General features: G+C 32.2%; 17 protein-coding genes. All 17 read left to right on the forward strand.

What is annotated here, in order from left to right; genetic code table 11:
- Positions 1-103 (forward strand): EF-Tu C-terminal domain-related protein (locus C0982_RS07255; RefSeq protein ID WP_330399816.1); only part of this gene is annotated, 103 nt, incomplete at its 5' end.
- A gap of 479 nt (positions 104-582) precedes the next feature.
- Positions 583-3,225 (forward strand): bifunctional acetaldehyde-CoA/alcohol dehydrogenase, encoded by a 2,643-nt coding sequence (gene adhE / locus C0982_RS07260; protein ID WP_101773569.1) that lies wholly within the window; start codon positions 583-585, stop codon positions 3,223-3,225.
- A 245-nt stretch (positions 3,226-3,470) separates the two neighbouring features.
- Positions 3,471-3,851, forward strand: a complete 381-nt coding sequence (locus tag C0982_RS07265) for a GntR family transcriptional regulator (protein ID WP_101773570.1) — start codon at positions 3,471-3,473, stop codon at positions 3,849-3,851.
- Positions 3,851-4,999: a DUF5808 domain-containing protein gene (locus tag C0982_RS07270; RefSeq protein ID WP_101773571.1), complete on the forward strand. Its 1,149-nt coding sequence runs from the start codon at positions 3,851-3,853 to the stop codon at positions 4,997-4,999. Before C0982_RS07265 ends, C0982_RS07270 begins: the two co-directional genes overlap by 1 nt.
- A 21-nt stretch (positions 5,000-5,020) precedes the next feature.
- The gene (locus tag C0982_RS07275) at positions 5,021-5,917 is read left to right on the forward strand and encodes a CPBP family intramembrane glutamic endopeptidase (protein ID WP_101773572.1); all 897 of its coding nucleotides are present in this window, start codon (positions 5,021-5,023) and stop codon (positions 5,915-5,917) included.
- Between the two features lie 297 nt (positions 5,918-6,214).
- Positions 6,215-8,794: a cell wall-binding repeat-containing protein gene (locus C0982_RS07280; protein ID WP_180946906.1), complete on the forward strand. Its 2,580-nt coding sequence runs from the start codon at positions 6,215-6,217 to the stop codon at positions 8,792-8,794.
- A 563-nt stretch (positions 8,795-9,357) separates the two neighbouring features.
- The gene (locus tag C0982_RS07285; RefSeq protein ID WP_101773574.1) at positions 9,358-9,669 is read left to right on the forward strand and encodes a hypothetical protein; all 312 of its coding nucleotides are present in this window, start codon (positions 9,358-9,360) and stop codon (positions 9,667-9,669) included.
- Positions 9,670-9,685: 16 nt separating this feature from the next.
- On the forward strand, positions 9,686-11,647 hold the full coding sequence (locus C0982_RS07290) for a V-type ATP synthase subunit I (RefSeq protein WP_242961530.1): 1,962 nt from the start codon (positions 9,686-9,688) through the stop codon (positions 11,645-11,647).
- A gap of 58 nt (positions 11,648-11,705) precedes the next feature.
- Positions 11,706-12,191, forward strand: coding sequence for a V-type ATP synthase subunit K (locus C0982_RS07295; RefSeq protein ID WP_101773575.1), 486 nt, complete (start codon positions 11,706-11,708; stop codon positions 12,189-12,191).
- A gap of 36 nt (positions 12,192-12,227) precedes the next feature.
- The gene (locus C0982_RS07300) at positions 12,228-12,773 is read left to right on the forward strand and encodes a V-type ATP synthase subunit E (RefSeq protein ID WP_101773576.1); all 546 of its coding nucleotides are present in this window, start codon (positions 12,228-12,230) and stop codon (positions 12,771-12,773) included.
- A gap of 16 nt (positions 12,774-12,789) precedes the next feature.
- Entirely contained in the window at positions 12,790-13,785 is a 996-nt protein-coding gene (locus tag C0982_RS07305; RefSeq protein ID WP_101773577.1) for a V-type ATP synthase subunit C, read from the forward strand.
- On the forward strand, positions 13,785-14,108 hold the full coding sequence (locus tag C0982_RS07310; RefSeq protein WP_101773578.1) for a V-type ATP synthase subunit F: 324 nt from the start codon (positions 13,785-13,787) through the stop codon (positions 14,106-14,108). The genes C0982_RS07305 and C0982_RS07310 overlap by 1 nt, the downstream gene beginning before the upstream one ends.
- A gap of 14 nt (positions 14,109-14,122) precedes the next feature.
- A complete protein-coding gene (locus C0982_RS07315) occupies positions 14,123-15,898 on the forward strand; it encodes a V-type ATP synthase subunit A (RefSeq protein WP_101773579.1) in 1,776 nt (591 codons plus the stop codon).
- A complete protein-coding gene (locus C0982_RS07320) occupies positions 15,891-17,267 on the forward strand; it encodes a V-type ATP synthase subunit B (protein ID WP_101773580.1) in 1,377 nt (458 codons plus the stop codon). Before C0982_RS07315 ends, C0982_RS07320 begins: the two co-directional genes overlap by 8 nt.
- 10 nt (positions 17,268-17,277) lie before the next feature.
- Entirely contained in the window at positions 17,278-17,934 is a 657-nt protein-coding gene (locus C0982_RS07325; protein ID WP_101773581.1) for a V-type ATP synthase subunit D, read from the forward strand.
- Between the two features lie 322 nt (positions 17,935-18,256).
- On the forward strand, positions 18,257-18,550 hold the full coding sequence (locus tag C0982_RS07330; protein ID WP_101773582.1) for a hypothetical protein: 294 nt from the start codon (positions 18,257-18,259) through the stop codon (positions 18,548-18,550).
- 146 nt (positions 18,551-18,696) lie between these two features.
- The gene (locus C0982_RS07335) at positions 18,697-20,112 is read left to right on the forward strand and encodes a peptide MFS transporter (RefSeq protein ID WP_101773583.1); all 1,416 of its coding nucleotides are present in this window, start codon (positions 18,697-18,699) and stop codon (positions 20,110-20,112) included.
- Positions 20,113-20,217: the final 105 nt, after the last annotated feature.

Below are 20,217 nucleotides of genomic sequence, written 5' to 3' on the forward strand. Positions count from 1 at the left end.
AGACCTAATCAACTCAATAGCAGTTGAAGAAGGATTAAGATTCGCCATCAGAGAAGGTGGAAGAACAGTTGCTTCTGGAGTAGTTGCTTCTATAATAGAATAATCTTATAAATATAGATACTATAAATTAGAAATAGAAAAATTATAAAAAATATAAATTTTATACAAAAGATTGTAATGCCTCAACGCCTAATGCTCTAGGATTGAGGCATTATTTTCATGCAGTTATATATCTTTTTATAGCCTTCAACTAAAAAAATTTAAGCATAATTTCAGTTAATAAAATAAAGAAAAATATAAATTTAAAAACATAATAAATAAAAAAATAACAATTTATATAAAATTAAAATTAATAAATTAACAAAAAAATGAAAAACATAACTTAAAAATAAAGAATAAACAATAAAAAATAATTAATTAAATTTTCTGAATTGTGTATTGACTAAATATTAACGCTCTTGTATAATTAAATTAAAGTTATATATCAAGTAAAGAGGTGGTTGTTTATCAAATAATAACACACCAATAAATATTAGTGGTTAGATAATATAAAATTTTAACAATAGTAGTAGGAGGGGTAATATGACTAAGGAAGTAATGCAAAAAAATGTTGATGTGAAGCAAGACAACTATGTTGTCAATGATTTAGCTTCTTTTGAGAAGAAGTTAAATGAAGTGAAGAAGGCTCAAGCTGAATTTTCAAAATTCACTCAGGAGCAAGTTGATAAGATCTTTATGGAAGCTGCTCTAGCTGCAAACCATAAGAGAATATATCTTGCTAAAATGGCAAGAGAAGAAACACAAAAGGGCATTATTGAAGATAAAGTTATAAAAAATAATTATGCGGCTGAGTACACATATAATGCATACAAGAACACAAAGACTTGTGGTGTTATAGAGAGAGACGAAGCATTTGGATTTACCAAAATAGCAGAACCAGTAGGCGTAATAGCTGCAGTAATTCCTACTACTAACCCTACTTCTACTGCGATATATAAAACTTTATTAGCTTTAAAAACTAGAAACGGTATGATTATATCTCCACATCCAGGAGCAAAAAAGAGTACAATTGAAGCTGCAAAAATAATATTAAATGCAGCAGTAAAAGCTGGAGCACCTGAAGGTATAATAGCTTGGATTGATGAACCTACAATTGAATTATCAGCAGAAATGATGAAAGAAGCCGATTTAATACTTGCTACTGGAGGTCCAGGAATGGTGAAATCTGCGTATTCTTCAGGGAAACCTGCTGTCGGAGTAGGTGCTGGTAATGTTCCTGCGATAATAGACGAAAGTGCAGATATAAAAACAGCTGTAAACTCTATAGTACTATCTAAATCATTTGACTATGGTATGATATGTGCTTCTGAACAATCTACTATTGTTCATAAAAATATTTACGATAAAGTAAAAAAAGAATTTGAATATAGAGGTGCTTTTGTAGTTAAGGGAGAGGAAATAGACAAAATTAGAAAAATAATCCTAAAAGAAAATGGTGGATTAAATGCAAATATAGTCGGAAAGAGTCCCTTTGAACTAGGTAAACTAGCAGGAGTGGATGTACCAAAGACTGCGAGAATAATTCTTGTAGAAGCTGAAGAAACAGATTTCTCAGAACCACTTGCTCATGAAAAACTATCTCCTATCTTAGCAATGTATAAAGCTAAAGACTATCAAGATGCAGTAGATAAAGCAGCTCATCTAGTTGAACAAGGTGGTCTAGGACATACATCTTCACTTTATATTGACGAAGTAAATAATAAAGATAAGGTGAAAATATTTGTAGACAGAATGAAAACAGGTAGGGTTCTAATAAACACTCCTTCTTCACAAGGTGCTATAGGTGATTTATACAACTTTAAATTAGCTCCATCACTTACGCTTGGATGCGGTTCTTGGGGTGGAAACTCAGTGTCAGAAAACGTAGGAGTCAAGCATTTGATAAATATAAAAACTGTCGCTGAAAGGAGAGAAAATATGCTTTGGTTTAGAACTCCAGATAAGGTTTACTTCAAAAAGGGCTGCCTTCCTGTAGCAATGAAAGAGTTTAAAGAAGTGTTAAATAAAAAGAGAGCTTTTATAGTTACAGATTCATTCTTATACAACAATGGATATATAAAGGCAATAACTGATAGATTAGATGAAATGGGTATATTATATACTACATTTTACGATGTTGAACCAGATCCAACATTGAGATGTGCTGCAGAAGGTGCTAAAGCAATGAAAAGCTTTGAACCAGATTTAATTATAGCATTCGGTGGAGGTTCTGCAATGGATGCAGCGAAGATTATGTGGGTAATGTATGAACATCCAGAAGCAAACTTCAAGGATATGGCTATGACATTTATGGATATAAGAAAGAGAGTATATACTTTCCCTAAGATGGGAGAAAAAGCATATTTCTGTGCAGTAGCTTCTACAGCTGGAACAGGATCAGAAGTTACTCCATTTGCAGTAATTACAGATCAAGATGAAGGTATAAAGTACCCACTAGCTGATTATGAACTAATGCCTGACATGGCAATAATAGATTCTGATTTGATGATGGATATGCCTCCAAGTCTGGCTGCTTCATCTGGATTTGATGCTATGACACATGCACTAGAAGCATATGTAGCAATGCTTAGAAGTGAACCGGCGGATGGAATGGCTTTACAGGCAGGAAAGGCTATATTTGACTATCTTCCTGATTCTAATAAAAACGGAAAAACAGCGATTAAATCTAAAGAAAAGATGGCTATAGCATCATCAATGGCAGGTATGGCATTTGCGAATGCTTTCTTGGGTGTTTGCCACTCTATGGCTCATAAATTAGGGGCATTCCACCATGTACAACACGGTGTAGCAAACTCACTTTTAATAGCAGAAGTAATTAAATATAACTGTGCAGAAGCTCCTATAAAAATGGGAACATTCCCTCAGTACAAATATCCAGATTGTGTAGAAAGATATGCAGAATTTGCCAGATTCTGTGGTGTAAAAGAAGGGGCAAATGATAGAGCTACAGTAGATAATCTATTAAAAGCTCTTGAAGACTTGAGAAAAGAGATAGGTTTACCTATGACTATCAAGGAAACTGGTATAGATGAAAAGGCATTTTTAGATAGCTTGGATGAAATGAGTGTACAGGCATTTAACGATCAGTGTACGGGAGCAAATCCTAGATATCCATTGATTGAAGAATTAAAACAAATGTATCTAAACGCTTACTATGGAAAATAGTATCTTTAGTAAATATTAATTAGCGTCTCCAAATTTTATATTTTTTCTAGGGCAGAAAACAATGTTTTCTGCTCTATTTTATTTTTACTTTAATATCAAAAGTTATCGATAAAGCCCGTAGCTTTAAATTTATTGACAAGTGATCACGTCTGTTATATATTATATATAACAGATATAACAAAATTATAATTAAATAGCTTTATAAAAAAAACAGTATTATAAAAAAATAAAAGGAAGTGAGAATTATGGTACTTGAAATAGATTTTACTTCAAATGTAGCAATTTACCAGCAAATTATAGATGGAATAATAAAGGGAGTATTTGTAGGTGATATAAAACCGTTAGAACCATTGCCATCAGTTAGGCAATTAGGTCAGGACATAGGAGTGAATTTACACACAGTGAACAAAGCGTATCAACAGTTAAAAGAAAGAGGATATATTCAAATTGACAAGAGATCCGGTGCATACATATCAGAAGAGTTTGGTAATCTTTCTAAAAATGAAAAAAGTGAATTTCAAAGCAAATTAGAAACACTAATAATAGATGCTCTTTTAAAAAATACAGATAGAGAAAACATATTAAAAATAGTGGATGATATTATAAAGAAAGGGCGTGAATTATAATGACTGAAAAATTATTTTTAGCACTAGTAATTAACATTACTGCGCTATTTATAGGTGTATTCTTGATAATGATAAATGAAATAAGTAGATCAAATGTTGTTTTTGGAGTACCATTAAATAAGAAATTAATAGACTCAGAGGAAGTTGAATCTTTGAAGAGACAATATAAATTTCAAGAGGTAATAATTGTATTATTATATATGGCAATAAATACGGTAATAATTGTACTTATAGATGACTTGGCAAGTGAAGATACTCTAGCCTTTATTTATATAGTGTTATTAATAGCTTTTCTGATTGTAACTTTTATACCATTTTATCGTATGCATGGCAAGGTAAAGGCGATAAAGCAGGGAGATATTAAATCTGGCATTTATGAAAATACTCAAATAGAAAAAACAAGAATAGACATGGATTTATCTAGAAGAAAACTTCAAAACTCTTCAAAAGGGTGGATACTTTATATTATTGCATTTGTAATATTAATAGTAAGCATTATTTACAATCAAGCGATATATGATAGTATTCCAAATCAGATACCACAACAAATGAATTTTGAAGGGGAAGTAACAACTTATATGATAAAATCGAGGCTAACTGTAGTGACAGTTCAAATAATTGGAATATTTATGCTAGCTATAGTTGGTTTTGTGAATTACACTATGCTCGCTATGAAACAGAAAAACTCGCTAAATCATACAAAAGAATCAATAGAGAATTTTAGAAAATCAAAAAGTGCGACTACAATATTCATGGGACTTCTTTCTATACTGACAATATTAATGATGGTGGCAATGGACTACGAGATGAAAAAACTTCACTTAGGGGCTAAGAGCTACTTTACAATAATAATAGTAATCTATTTAATAGCTATACTAGCAATAAGCCTGTTATTCTCTCTAAAAGTTGGAAGTATAGGAGATAAATACAACAAAAACATTGTGGATTATAGTGAAGAAGACGATAAGTACTGGCATCTAGCTGGAACAATATATGTAAATAAAGATGATCCAGCCTTATTTGTACCAAAAAGAGTAGGATATGGAAGTTCAATAAATTTGGGTAATAAAAAAGGTATTTTATGCTTTGTAGGTATATTATTGTTGACTGTAGTGATAGTAGTATTTTCTATATTTGTATCAAAATAGAACTAGAGAGGAGGAGTAGTTATGAAAATAAGAAATAATAGCATCTTGATATATACAGTATTATCTTTTTTTATAGCGTGGGCGATTTGGATTATATGTTATTTGGTAAAAATCCCAATGCAAACTACCATGCTTTTAAGTACTCTATGTATGTGGGCGCCAGCTTTGGCGGTATTTATTACAAGCCGAATAAATAAATCTGATAAAATCCTGAAATACTCACTAAAACCGAATTTAAAAAACAACAAAAGATGGTATTTAATAGCGTGGATAACACCTCTTTTCTTTTCTATAGCAGGTGGAATACTATACTATTTAGTATTTCCAAATGATTTTGATAGTTCTATGGGATATATGGCTCTACTAATTGGAAAAAATACTCTAGAAGCAAGCGGTATGTCTATGACAACTGTTTTAATGCTACAGACACTAGGTTCGGTGATATATGGTCCATTGATAAATATGTTTGCTGCTCTTGGAGAAGAGATAGGATGGAGAGGCTTTTTATTTCCGGCTCTAGCAGAGAAATACTCTATAAAAAAGGCACACGTAATGGTCGGGATTATATGGGGAATTTGGCATACTCCGATAAATATGATGGGTCATAACTATGGAATGAACTATTGGGGATATCTTTGGTTGGGAGTGATAGCAATGAGTGTAGCCACATTTTCTATGGGAGTATTTCTTTCAGTACTGACAGAAAAGACTGGATCTATTTGGATAGCAGCTCTTGGGCATGGTGCTATAAATGCAGTTGCAGGAATACCAGTTTTATTTAGAGGTGTATTAGCGAGCAAGCATCAAGTGTTTGGTCCGGGACTGTCAGGATTGATATCAGTATTACCTCTTTTTATAGTAGCTTTGGTAATAGTAATTAAATCGAAAAATAAAACTCTAGAAAAAATAAAGTTGTAGAATGTTTTAAAATAATAAAATTAAAAGAACCTTAAAAGGTTCTTTTTTTGTTTTAAATTATTTTAATTGAAAATAAAGAGTGTTATAATTGCATTTCACATAAAATTCTATAGATTAAATTATATTAATACAATGATATATTTACATTAAAAAAATAAAAAAAAAAATAATATACAAAAATAAATAAAAGAAAAATATTGATTTATAATATAAAAAAATATTGAATTTAAAAAAATATTGTGATATAATTTTCTTGCATAAAAACGATAATTATTATTAATGAAAAAGGGGGAGCATATGAAAATAAAAAGCAAAAAAATAGTTAGCATAGCTTTATCATCTATGATAATTGCACAATCCGTATCTGTCATCGGATATGCTGATAAATTGGGGAATAGTAATAGTTTAATGCAAGTTCAAAATGATGCTGTATCAGGAGCAACAAAACATGATTCTGCAAATATTGGTAGAGAGGAAGCTTTTGAAAAAGGGAAAATAACAGAAATAAAAAATCAGAATGTAAATGTAAGTTTTGCAGCGGTTGCGGTAGATAGAGATACATTGAGTAATACATTGACAATAGAGGTGTTTGGGGAACTTAAAATGCCATACAGCGCTCAAGATTTTGATGTAACTAATAGTGAAAATTTTAAATTCAAGCCAGATGAATACAGAAGTATTCCTTTTGTATGGGATGATGATAGCGAATATACATCAGATTATACTAAATTTAAAATAAATATGAAATCAGCATTTAAAAAGGGTCAAAGTGAAGCGAAAATAATTTTTAATGGGGAAGAATATACTATAAAAATACCAACGGAGTTATCATATGTAGATAAAAATGAGTTAGATGAAGCCATTAATGAACATAAAGCAAGCTATAATTCAGCTTCAAGTTCAGGAATAAATATGGAGCAAGCTACAGTAGAAAACTTTTTAAAATCACTAAGAGAAGCAGAAAGAGTATCTGAAGATGAAAATACTACTCAAGAAAAAGCTGATGAAGCGAGAAAAAATCTAAATGAGGCTTTTTCAAAAATTAAAGCTCTTCCATTTGAAAGAGAAGAATTGAACTCACAAATAGAAAAAGGAAAAACTTTGTCAAAGAAAAATGGAGAAAATAATAAAAGATATACTAAAGAAACTTTCAATGAGCTATTAAAAGAAATCGCAAAGTCGGTAGAATTATCTGAGGTATCTGATTTATCTAATATAGTGACCACAGGCGAAGGAGAACCTTTAAAAACTCATAAAGACTTCGAAAATCAAACTATTGCTCTAAAAAATGCAATATCAAGTCTAGTGGAGGAAGATTACAAGGCTACTGATAACACTAAATTAAAAGAATTATATGAACAGGCAAAAGAAAAAACACCTAAAGAAGGCTTTGGATATGAGGTTAAAAATAGAGAAGAATTCCTTAATAAAATAGATGAATCAGAAGTGGCTCTTGAAAACAAATATTTAAATCAAGATGAAATAAATTCAGTCTACGAAAGGCTTGAAAGTGCAATTAAAAATCTAAAAGAAGTGAGCTTATCTGAACTGAATAATGGAAAGGATGAAAAACAAAATATCACTGTTTCATATAAAAAAGATAATGAAAGATCCTTTGGATTTGACTTATATGAAAATATAAAAGATGAAAATGGAAATGCACTTCAATCTAAGATAGAAGGAGTATCAGCTGGTCAAGAGGTTAGAATTTACTTAGATGATGAAAAAATAATTAAGAAGTTTGATGGTATGTATCCTGCAATTTACTCTTATGCTGGAGATGATACAAGTCTAAAAAAAGTAAAATTAAGAACTGATAGAGAAGGAAAAGAATATATAATCTTTTATGTAGAAGCTGGAGCAAGTAACTTAGATATTATATATCTAAGCGGAGAACTAAATAAGAAAGATTACTCTAAGAATACAGATAAACCAAGCTCTGGAGATTCTAGAAAAGACAAAGGAACGGATGAAGTATCTAGAACTAAAGTAGATTCAAAAAATGATAAAAAGATTGAAAATAAGGACAGCAAGATAACTAGAATATATGGAAAAGATAGATATGAAACAAATCTTAAATCTGTAAAATTAAATTTCACTAAATCAGATGTAGCAATAGTAGTGTCAGGAGAACATTACGCTGATGCATTATCGGCTTCTCCATATGCGCATAGTATGAGTGCACCGCTAATATTCTCAAAGAAAAACGAGATATCAAAAGAAGCAAAAGATACTTTAAAAGACTTAGAAGTCAAAAAAGTAATTATAGTTGGTGGAGAAAGTTCTGTTGCAAAGTCTATAGAAGATAATATAAAATCTAGCTTGGAAGTATCCACTGAAAGGATATCCGGATTAGACAGATATGAAACATCGAATCAACTAATGAAAAAATCAAATATTTACAAAAATATAATAATAGTGGATGGAAAAGACTTCCCTGATGCACTGACATCAGTTGCACTAGCAACAAAATTAAAAGCTCCAATAGTACTAAATAATACTAAAAATATAACTGACATAAAAAATAATAAATCAGTGGAAAAAATATACATAGTAGGAGGGGAAAAATCAGTACCTGCTATGGATACTAATATTCTAAACAACACAACTAGATTGTCTGGGGAGAATAGATATGAAACTGCTATAAAAGTTGCAAATGAAGTAAGTGGAAATAAGAATATACTTGTAAAAGGAACAGATTATCCAGATGCATTATCATCAATAAACTTGATTAAAAAGGATTATAATAGAAATATACTACTTACAAGATTTGATAAAATAGATTCAAAGGTGAAAAGTATTACGGATAAAAATGAAACTCTAATATTAGGCGGATATAATTCAGTTAAAGAAGGTTTGATAGGAAAAGAAAAATAGAATACTTTTGTGTTGATAAATAATAACAGAATAAAAAATAGGAGGTATTTAAATACCTCTTATTTTTATGGTTTCTTAAGATTATAAATAATATCATTTTCTAATTAAATATTCTATTAGAAAATAGTTTAATTTAAGATACAAAAAATACTTGATTAATAATTGAGTATATCATAACGGCTTCCTACCAACTATCGTTTTTGATTGTGATGTAATTTTATATAGTAATAAACTCACGACAAAAAATTGAACAAATAATTTTTAACACAAGAGTATAGTAGCTACAGTGTTCTACTCTTTTTTGCATATTACATATATTAATTAAAAATATAACAAATAAATCAAAGACAGCTTATTAAGATAGGCTGTCTTTTATATTTATATTTTAAATTAGAGATATATTTAATTTTAATATCCGCTATATATAAACAAAATTACCTAAATTAATAAAATATGAATATTTATACATACTTGAATAAATTAATAAAATAGTATAAAATAATTATTATACAAGTCTGAAAATTTAGAATAATAATTTATTTTTTTTGAAAGGAGGAACATATATGGCAAGAGAGGCTCTATTAAAGGTAGTCGACGCTGAAGAAAATGCAGATACTATTATAAAAAATGCCAAGGAAAAAGCTAAAAACATACTGGGTTTAGCAGAAAAAAACTCAAAATATAATATGCAAGAAGCTTTGGCCAAAGCTAGAGAAGAGTGTGAATCCATAGAAAATAAAGCAAGAGAAGAGATTCAAGAGGAGCTGGACTTAATATTATCACAGAGTGAAGCCAAAGGTAAGTTGATTTTAGAAACCTCTGATGACAAGTTTAATGAGGCGAAGAAAATATTTATAGAGAGGATAGTGAAGTAGTATGGCTATAGTAAAAATGAAAAAATTTCACCTCTTGGTATTAGACTCTAATCGCGAAAAACTTTTGAGAGAGTTACAATTATTTAGAAATGTGCAATTTGATGATGTTAGAAGTATAGAAAACTTTGAAGACGAAAGTATGGCTCGTTTTAAAAGACCAGATATAGATGATAAAGTGGCTGAAATTGAAGATAAGATAAGTCAATGCAGCAGTATTATAGATTTGGTAAGCAAGTATACTCCGACTGTTTCGACATTTAGAGGATTGATAGATGGATTGCCAAACTATACTTTTGAACAGATGGAGGAAGAAGTCGGAAAGTTTGACTTTGAAAAAGAGTATAATGATATAAAAGCTCTTGGAGATGAACTTTCAAAGATAGAATCTTCTATTTCTAAAAAAAGGTCGCTTATGGATGAGTTAAAACCTATTTCACAATTAGATGTGAGTTTTGATGAAATGTCTAATTTAAGCAGATTTGTATCTTTTGTAGGAACAATACCAAACAAAGTGTATTCTAAGTTTTCTGAGGATATATCTAAAGTAGAAGGAGTGTATTTAGAGAGATTAGGAATTTTTAAAGACGACATCTACGTTTTTATGATATATGACAAAAGAGTTGAGCAGGATTTAAATGAGGTATTACGAGATAGCAATTTAAATAAAATAAAATTGGAAGGAGATTTATTACCTAAAGATAAGATAGAACTCCTTAAGGAAGAAATAGGGACTTTAGATAGCAGGAAGAGAGAAATAATAAATGTGCTATCAGAAAAAAATGAGTCTCTTGATTATTTTAAGTTAAAGTATGAGTACTTAGGTAACTTGAGAGTTAGAGAACTAGCAAAAAAAGAATTTATGGTGACTTCTAGTGTATGTGTAATCAGCGGATACTGTCCAGATTTCGATGTAGATAGGCTAGAAAAAACTGTAAGCAATATTAGTGGTAGCGAGTTTGTAATGGAATTTGAAGATGTAGATAAAGACAGTGAAGATGTTCCTATTATGTTAAAAAATAACAAACTGGTAAAAGCATTTGAAAATGTAACTTCTACATATGCTCTTCCAAAGTATAATGAGATTGATCCAACCCCTTTATATGCGCCGATATATGCATTGTTTTTTGGTATGATGTCAGCGGATTTTGGCTATGGTGTGATTTTGTTATTAGTTACAACTCTAGGTTTAAGAATATGTAATTTTACCCCTAGTATGAGGCAGAATGTGAAATTTTTCCAATTAATAGGTGTATCCACAATGTTGTGGGGATTTTTATACGGTTCATACTTCGGAAAGAGTATACCGGGTGTATGGCAGTTATTTGATATGAGTACGCAGTTTATGAATATATTGATAATGTCAATTGCAATGGGTGGTATACATTTGTTTTATGGCTTGGGAATAAAAGCATATATGCTTGCTAGAGATGGAAGATATGCAGATATGTTTTTTGATGTAATTGCATGGTATATCAGTTTAATCAGTATAATATCATTATTACTTAGCTTGGCGAATGTATTGCCATCAAGTTTTAAGGCAGTATCTACATACGGTATGTATGCTGGTCTTTTACTACTTTTAATTGGTGGTGGAAGAGGCAGCGAAGGCGGTATTTTCAAAAAGTTTGCAGCAGGTATGTACAACATATATGGAATTTCCGGATATGTAGGAGATTTTGTTTCATATTCACGTTTGATGGCACTTGGTATGGCAGGAGGATATATTTCTTTTTCTGTAAACATGATAGCAGGAATGCTTTGGGGTAGTGGAATAATAGGAATTATTGGAGCTATAATAGTGCTAGTTATATTCCATTTATTCAATTTATTCTTATCATGTCTAGGTGCATATGTGCATTCATTAAGATTAATATATGTTGAATTTTTTGGAAAGTTCTACGAAGGTGGAGGAAAAGGATTTAAGGTATTTAGAAATAAGGCGAAATTTATAAATTTGGATAGAGAGTTTGAAGATTAGCTATTGGATATATTTATTTTAATAATTTGAATAGAAAAGATAAAAAGGAGGGTTATTTATGAATTTTTCAACATGGCTTGTAGAAAGTAGTGGAATAGTATTTGCATCAATTGGAGTAATTTTGGCAATGTTGGCAGCTTTGGGATCTGCAAAAGGGTTATCTATAGTAGGTCAGGCAGCAACAGGACTTGTTCCAGAAGAACCTCAAAAATTTGGTAAGACATTGATATTACAACTTTTACCTGGTACTCAGGGATTATATGGATTTGTAATTGGGCTTTTAATATTACTTCAATTATCTTCTGATATGACACTTGCTCAAGGTCTATATCTTGCAGCAGTAGGAATGCCAGTAGGAATTGTAGGTTGGAGTTCAGCTGTATCTCAAGGTAAGGTTGCAGCAGGAGGTATAGGAATACTTGCAAAGAATGAATCACAGACTACAAAGGGTATAATATATGCCGTAATGGTTGAAACATATGCAATATTGGCGTTTGTTATATCACTTCTTCTATTTTTTAATTTTGGAACAATGTTTGCGTAGAAAGAAAAATATGATAATACGTTAGGAAGTGATTATATGACAGATATAAATAATCTTACCGATAAAATTATAGAAGAAGCAAAGTTTTTAGCGGATGAGATTATATCGGATGCAAAGCAAAAAGCTGAAAAAATAGAGTCGGATTCAAATAAAAATATTCAGTCAAAATATGATTCTATTATAGAAAAAGGTAAGGAAGAGGCGCAGTATTTAAAAGAGCGTTTAAAATCAAATGCTTTGTTAAAAGCTAGAGACAATGAACTAGATAAAAAGCAACAAGTAATAGATAGGCTATATTCTTCTACACTTGAAGATCTGAAAAATATGGATATCGATACGTATATTGAATATATCAGAAAAAATGCTACTTTATCAGATAAGTCTACGCTGATAGTAGAAAAAGATAAGCTGAATATAGTCAGAGAGAAGTTTCCAGGAGCGAATATTTCTTTAGAGAGGTATGCGGACTCTGGGTTTATAGAAATAGTAGATGGTATAGAAATAAACGGGACTTTTAGTGCACAGTTGGATTATATAAAAGACGAGGTCAGAGGAGAGTTGGCAAAGGTCCTATTTACGTAGATAAGGGGGGTAGTTTATGGATAGACTAGATTACGCCCAGGGTGTGGTACTGGCAAGAGTTTATGAAAAAAGACTTCTTGACAGGAGCAAATTGGACAGAATGATTGATTCAAAAAATGTGGATGAAGCATTCAAAATACTTTTAGATTCTGAATACATTAAAAGTTCTGAAGGTGTGGAAAGTGTTAAAGATTATGAGCTTCTTTTGAAGAATGAGACTGCCAGGTTTTTTAAATTAGGACATGAGATGTTGATAGATCAAAGGGTTCTTGAGATTTTATCATTGAAATATGATTATCATAATTTAAAGGCTATAGTCAAAGGAAAGGTATCTGAGGAAGATACGAGTAACTTGTTTATATATACAAGTGAAAATGATCCTAAGAAAATAAAACTACAGTATGAAAGTGGAAGTTTTATAGATATAAAAGAGGAGTTTTTAGAAGCACTAAAAAATGCCGAAAAAAAGTATGTTGAAACACAGGATCCACAGGTTATTGATATAGAAATGGATGTGGCATATTATAAACATTTTAAAAAGATCTCAGATCTATTAGAAGTTGATTTATTTGATGAGTACGTGAGTGCAAGTATAGATTTTTTCAACGTGACATCAATGTTGAGATCCATAAAAATGGGAAAAAATATTAATTTCTTAAACGATATATTGGTGGAAGGTGGAAATATTTCCATTGCTAAACTAATTTCTATCAGTAGAGAGGATTTTGAAAAAATAGCTGCATCTTTGAAATCAGAAAAAATAGGAAGTTCACTTCTTGAATGTGTAGATGAGTATAACAAGACAGGTAGTTTTTCCATAATAGATTCTGTTAAAGATACTTATTTAAGCAATTTAAATTCTGATTCAAAATTCATTTCATTTGGTCCTGAACCTATATTTGCTTATCTTGCGGCTAAAGAAAAGGAGATTTCGCTAGTAAGGCTAATCCTTGTTGGTAAGTTAAATAACATTCCATCTAGCAAGATTAGAGAAAGGATGGGTGATATTTGATGTATAAGATAGGAGTAGTAGGAGATAAAGACTCTATATTGGCATTTAAGTCTATAGGTATTGACGTTTTTGATGTAGCTGAGGCTAGAGATGCAAGAGTTGTAATAGATGATTTAGCAGGAGAAAATTATGGTTTGATTTTTGTTACAGAACAAGTGGCAAAATATATTCCAGAGACGATAGAAAGATATAAAAAAATGTTGGTTCCAAGCATTATATTGATTCCATCTAATCAGGGAACATTAGGAATAGGGATGGATAGCATTAATAAAAATGTAGAAAAGGCAGTAGGAAGTAATATACTCGCCGATTCAAATGAGTAAGGAGGAGAGGCTTAGTGAAGGTAGGAAAAATAGTCAAAGTATCGGGTCCTCTTGTTGTAGCTGAAGGAATGGAAGACGCCAATATATATGATGTGGTAAAAGTATCAGAAGCGGGTTTGATAGGTGAAATAATAGAGATGCGTGATGATAAGGCATCAATACAGGTATATGAAGAAACCGCTGGAATTGGCACTGGAGAGCCAGTAAAAACCTTGAGCGAACCATTGAGTGTGGAATTGGGTCCAGGGTTGATAGAGAATATGTTTGATGGTATACAGAGACCTCTTGAGAAGGTTAGATCTATTGCAGGAGACTTTTTGACAAAAGGTATTGAAGTAGATTCATTGGATAAAGAGAAGAAATGGTATTTTCATCCGACTGCAAAGGTAGGAGATATCCTACAAGAGGGAGATATTCTTGGATATGTTCAGGAAACTAAAGTTGTAAAGCATATGGTTATGCTTCCAATTGGAAAAAGCGGTGAGTTGGTGAGCATAGAAGAGGGAGAATATACCATTATTGAAGATATAGCCACAATAAAGACATCTACAGGAGATTTACAAGGTGTTCAGATGATGCATAAGTGGCCAGTCAGAAGAGGAAGAAGGATAAAAAAGAAAATTTCTCCAAAAGTTCCTTTGATTACAGGTCAGAGGGTAATTGATACATTTTTCCCTGTTACAAAGGGGGGAACAGCGTGTGTTCCGGGGCCTTTTGGATCTGGAAAAACAGTAGTTCAGCACCAGTTGGCAAAATGGGCAGATGCACAGATTGTAGTGTATGTAGGATGTGGAGAACGTGGTAATGAGATGACGGATGTTTTAAATGAGTTTCCTGAGTTGATTGACCCGCATACAGGCGAGACTTTGATGAAAAGAACTGTTTTGATTGCAAATACATCTAATATGCCGGTTGCTGCTAGAGAGGCAAGCATATATACTGGAATAACGATTGCAGAGTATTTTAGAGATATGGGTTATTCTGTTGCTGTAATGGCAGACTCTACTTCAAGATGGGCAGAGGCTCTTAGAGAAATGTCAGGTCGTCTAGAGGAGATGCCTGGTGATGAAGGGTATCCAGCCTATTTGGCATCTAGAGCTGCGGAGTTTTATGAAAGAGCAGGTAAAGTGAAATGCTTATCTAGTGAAGACAGAGAAGGTGCTCTTACAATTATAGGGGCAGTGTCTCCTCCAGGTGGAGATATATCTGAGCCGGTTTCTCAGGCAACTCTTAGAATAGTAAAGGTATTCTGGGGATTAAATGCAAGCTTGGCATATAGAAGACACTTCCCAGCTATATCATGGCTAGATTCGTATTCTCTGTATCAAGATGATGTGGATGAATGGATGGGCGATAATGTATCCGAAAGATTCCCTAGAAATAGAGCAGATGCAATGGCTTTATTACAAGAAGAATCTACTTTAGAAGAGATAGTTAGACTAGTCGGAAGAGATTCGCTTTCGGAGAGAGATCAGCTAAAATTGGAAGCTGCAAAGTCAATAAGAGAAGACTACCTACAACAAAATGCATTCCAAGAGGTAGATACATTCACATCTCTTGAAAAACAGGACAAGATGTTGGATATAGTGATGAAGTTCTACAGAGAATCATCAAGAGCATTGGATAATAACGTATATCTAAGTGAAATTGTTGGATTAGATGTTAGAGAGTCTATAGCTAGAGCAAAGTATATCGAAGAAGCAGATATAGATAAGTTAGATGCAATTTCTGATGAGATTACTTCTGCAATAGACGATTTGATTTCCAGGGGAGGTGGACTAGATGATTAAGGAATATAAAACTATTAGAGAGATAGTAGGTCCACTTTTGATGGTAGATGGTGTTGATAATGTGAAATACGAAGAACTAGTAGAAATACAGATGCAAAGTGGAGAAGTTCGTAGAGGTAGAGTGCTGGAAATAGATGGCGATAAGGCTTTAGTACAGCTATTTGAAGGTTCTGCTGGAATAAACTTACGAGATTCAAAGGTACGATTTTTAACAAAGCCACTTACTCTTGGCGTTTCAGAAGATATGATAGGTAGAGTATTTGATGGAATGGGAAGTCCAAAAGATGATGGACCAGAGCTAATTCCAGATGATAAATTAGATATAAATGGTGTTGCAATCAATCCAGTAGCGAGAGATTATCCATCTGAATTTATACAGACTGGAGTATCTGCCATAGATGGGTTAAATACTCTAGTTAGAGGTCAGAAACTACCGATATTCTCAGGATCAGGGCTTCCACACGCTAGTTTGGCAGCACAAATAGCAAGACAATCTAGAGTTCTTGGTAAAGATGAAAAGTTTGCGGTTGTGTTTGCAGCAATTGGTATAACTTTTGAGGAAGCACAGTTTTTTATAGATGACTTTAAAAAGACAGGGGCGATAGATAGATCAGTTCTATTTATTAACTTGGCGGATGATCCAGCGATTGAACGTATATCTACACCACGTATGGCACTTACATGTGCTGAATACTTGGCGTTTGAAAAAGGTATGCATATTCTAGTTATCATGACAGATTTGACAAACTACTGTGAAGCGCTAAGAGAAGTATCTGCAGCTAGAAGAGAGGTTCCTGGAAGAAGAGGATATCCTGGATATTTATACACAGACCTTTCAACGCTGTATGAGAGAGCAGGAAGGATTAAAGGAAGAGAAGGATCAATTACTCAGGTACCGATTTTAACGATGCCAGAGGATGATAAGACGCACCCTATTCCGGATTTAACTGGATACATAACTGAGGGTCAAATAATTTTATCAAGAGAACTATATAAGAAAAATATCATGCCTCCTATAGATGTATTGCCATCTCTTTCTAGATTGAAGGACAAGGGAATAGGAGCAGATAAAACTAGAGAAGACCATTCTGATACTATGAACCAGTTGTTTGCAGCATATGCTACAGGTAAAGAAGCAAAAGAGTTGCAAATAATTCTAGGTGAATCAGCTCTATCTGAATCAGATAAAGCTTTTGCAAAATTTGCAGATGCATTTGAAAAAGAGTATGTATCACAAGGGTATTCTGCAAATAGAACAATAGAAGAAACTCTAAATCTTGGGTGGAAATTATTGAGAATTTTACCAAAATCAGAATTAAAGAGAATAAAAGATGTTTTCATCGACAAGTATTTGATAGAAGAAAGTTAGGTGCTGAAATATGGCTAAACTAAACGTGAATCCTACTAGGATGGAGCTGACAAGGCTGAAAGCACGACTAGCGACTTCTGTTAGAGGTCATAAGCTATTAAAAGACAAGCAAGATGAGTTGATGAGAAGATTTATAGCTATGATTAAAGAAAATAAAAAACTTAGAGAGCAAGTTGAATTGGAGATGACTGATTCACTTGAAGATTTTTTGATAGCTAGAGCGATGAATTCAGCTGAAATGCTAGAAGAGGCTTTATTAATTCCAAAAGAAAGTATACAACTAGATATACAGAAAAAGAATTTGATGAGTGTATATGTTCCTGTAATGGACTTTAAAAGAAGCAATGAAGGTGACGAGACATCTATCTTCCCTTATGGTTTTCATGGAACATCTTCAGAGTTGGATGATGCAGTTAGAAAGCTTTACAATGCTTTACCGGACTTGTTGAGGCTTGCAGAAGTAGAAAAAGCCTGTCAACTGATGGCTGATGAAATAGAAAAGACAAGAAGAAGAGTAAATGCATTAGAGTATATGACTATTCCTCAGCTAGAAGAAACTATAGACTATATAAGGATGAAGTTAGAGGAAAATGATAGAAGTTCTATTGTAAGAATAATGAAGGTAAAAGAGATCATTAATAAGAATCAAGAAAAAGAAGCATATTAATAAAATTAGAGAAGGAAGGCGTGTATCACTTTGCATGGCATTTAAACGTGTATGTAAAATGATACACCCTTTTAAATGTAAATATGCATCATAGAAAATTAATGAAAAAGATAATATAGTATTATAATTAACTCATGAATGATGTATAATATAAGTTGTGTTATCTCGAGAATCACATATTTTATTGACTGAAATTTTTATTTATAAAAATGGAAGTAGCAGTATCAAAGGTATTTGATATTTGTTGAATATGAAAACGATAAACTCAAAATTAATTATATGGAATTTAGGAGGTTAGGCTGCGCTAGCAGCTTTAAAAAAAATGAAATATTTAGTAGAATTAAAAAAAAATACTTTAATTTTAGCACTCTCTAGTCTATTGGGATGTGCGTATGCATATTATGGATTTGGAAAAACCATTGATAATTCGGGATTTAGATTGGCAGCAGCTTTTTCTATTTTCTTTACAGCTATGTATATTGTCTTGATTTTTGTAGTTAAAAAGAAAGAACGTGATAAAATTAGGCAAGAAGATGCTAAAAATGAAATGATAGATGAAAAAGTAAGTGCAATCATGAATAAGAATAAAAAAAATAAGAAAAAGAGAAAAAGATAGAATAAAAGAAATTATAAAAAAATTCTAAAAAACTCAATTAAAATAGCTTGACTAAAACTTAATTAGAATATAAACTTTACATTGTAGGTATTTTTATTTTACTTATTTTATAATATAATAAAAAATTTTATAGGAGGTATTTTATAATGGAAGCTACAAACGTTAGCAAGGGTAATAGATACCCAATTGGTTTTTATGTTTCTTGTTTGACTTACACATTCGAGAGATTCGCTTTTTATGGAAGCAAACCGTTTTTAATCCTTTTCCTAATCACAGCAGTTAATGAAGGTGGATTAGGAATAAATGCTACTGAAGCGGCTGTAATTGCATCGAACTTTACTGCGTTTACATATATAGCGCCAGTAATTGGAGGTTATGTGTGTGACCACTGGTTGGGGTCTAGATATGCTGTTACAATAGGTTGTATACTGATGGGAATCGGTTATATGTTTGGATGGAAGGCAACTGGTGTAGGGTCTATCAACTTGATGATTGCTATAGTTGCTATAGGAACAGGTTTATTTAAGGGTAACCTAGCTGCTCTTATGGGAAGACTATTTGATGATCCAACTAAGCTTGACTCAGCGTTTTCAATTCAGTATGCGTTTGTAAACGTTGGTGCTATGTTCGGTTCAGCTATATCAGGATTCCTTTATCTAAACACTTGGAAACAAGGAGATGTTCTTGGATTTAGACCAGTATTTTTACTATGCGGAGTATTAGTTATTATAGGTGGTATATTCTTTACTGCATGTTATGGTCTACTACAAGGACAGGGAAAGAAACCTTTCAAGTACTTAACTGATGTAAATGGAAATGTAATTGGAAAAGAAGAAGGCGAAAGCAAGAAAGAAAAGAAGAACCTTGCACCTCTTACAAAGACTGAGAAGAAGAGAGTTGCTGCAATCGTATTCATCTCATTTGTATCAATTATATTCTGGTTATTCTACTATCAACAAGATATAGCACTTACAATTTATATGTCTAAGTTTGTTGATATGAAGGTTGCTGGATTTGAATTCTCACCAGGTCATGTTACTACTACATGGAATGGTTTACTTTGTGTAATCTTAGCTTTAGCTGCGGCTAAACTTTGGACTAAGTTATCTGAGAGACCACAAGGTGACTTAACTATGTTCCAAAAGGTTACTTTGGCATTCGTATTCTTAGGATTAGCATATCTTGTGCTTATAGCTATGGAAACTACAAGAGGTGTAGGTGCGCCAGAATCTGCTAAGATAAGTGTATTATGGCTATTTGGATTTGGGTTTGTGTTGACATTGGGTGAAATTTGTTTCTCTCCACTTGGAAACTCATTTGTAAGTAAATACGCTCCAAAGAAATACTTATCACTATTGATGGGTGTTTGGACAATCGCTACTTTCTTTGCAACAAAGATAAACGGATATACTCAGGGATTTGTTGAAAGTCTTGGTATATACACAATATTTGTAACTTTCGCGATAGTATCATTTGTGGTAGCAGCGATCATGTTCTTTATGAACAAGCCTTTAGGTAAATTGCTAGCTGATGAAGATGAAAGTGAAAGCAAAGAAGCTTAATAAAAAAAAATAATAAAATAAGTAATATATGAAAGAGCTGTCCTAATATTTTAGTACAGCTCTTTGTTTGTAAATACTAATCTTCCAGATAAACAGGAAGACTAT

The sequence above is a fragment of the Peptostreptococcus faecalis genome, from assembly GCF_900240845.1.
Classification (GTDB): Bacteria; Bacillota; Clostridia; order Peptostreptococcales; family Peptostreptococcaceae; genus Peptostreptococcus; species Peptostreptococcus faecalis.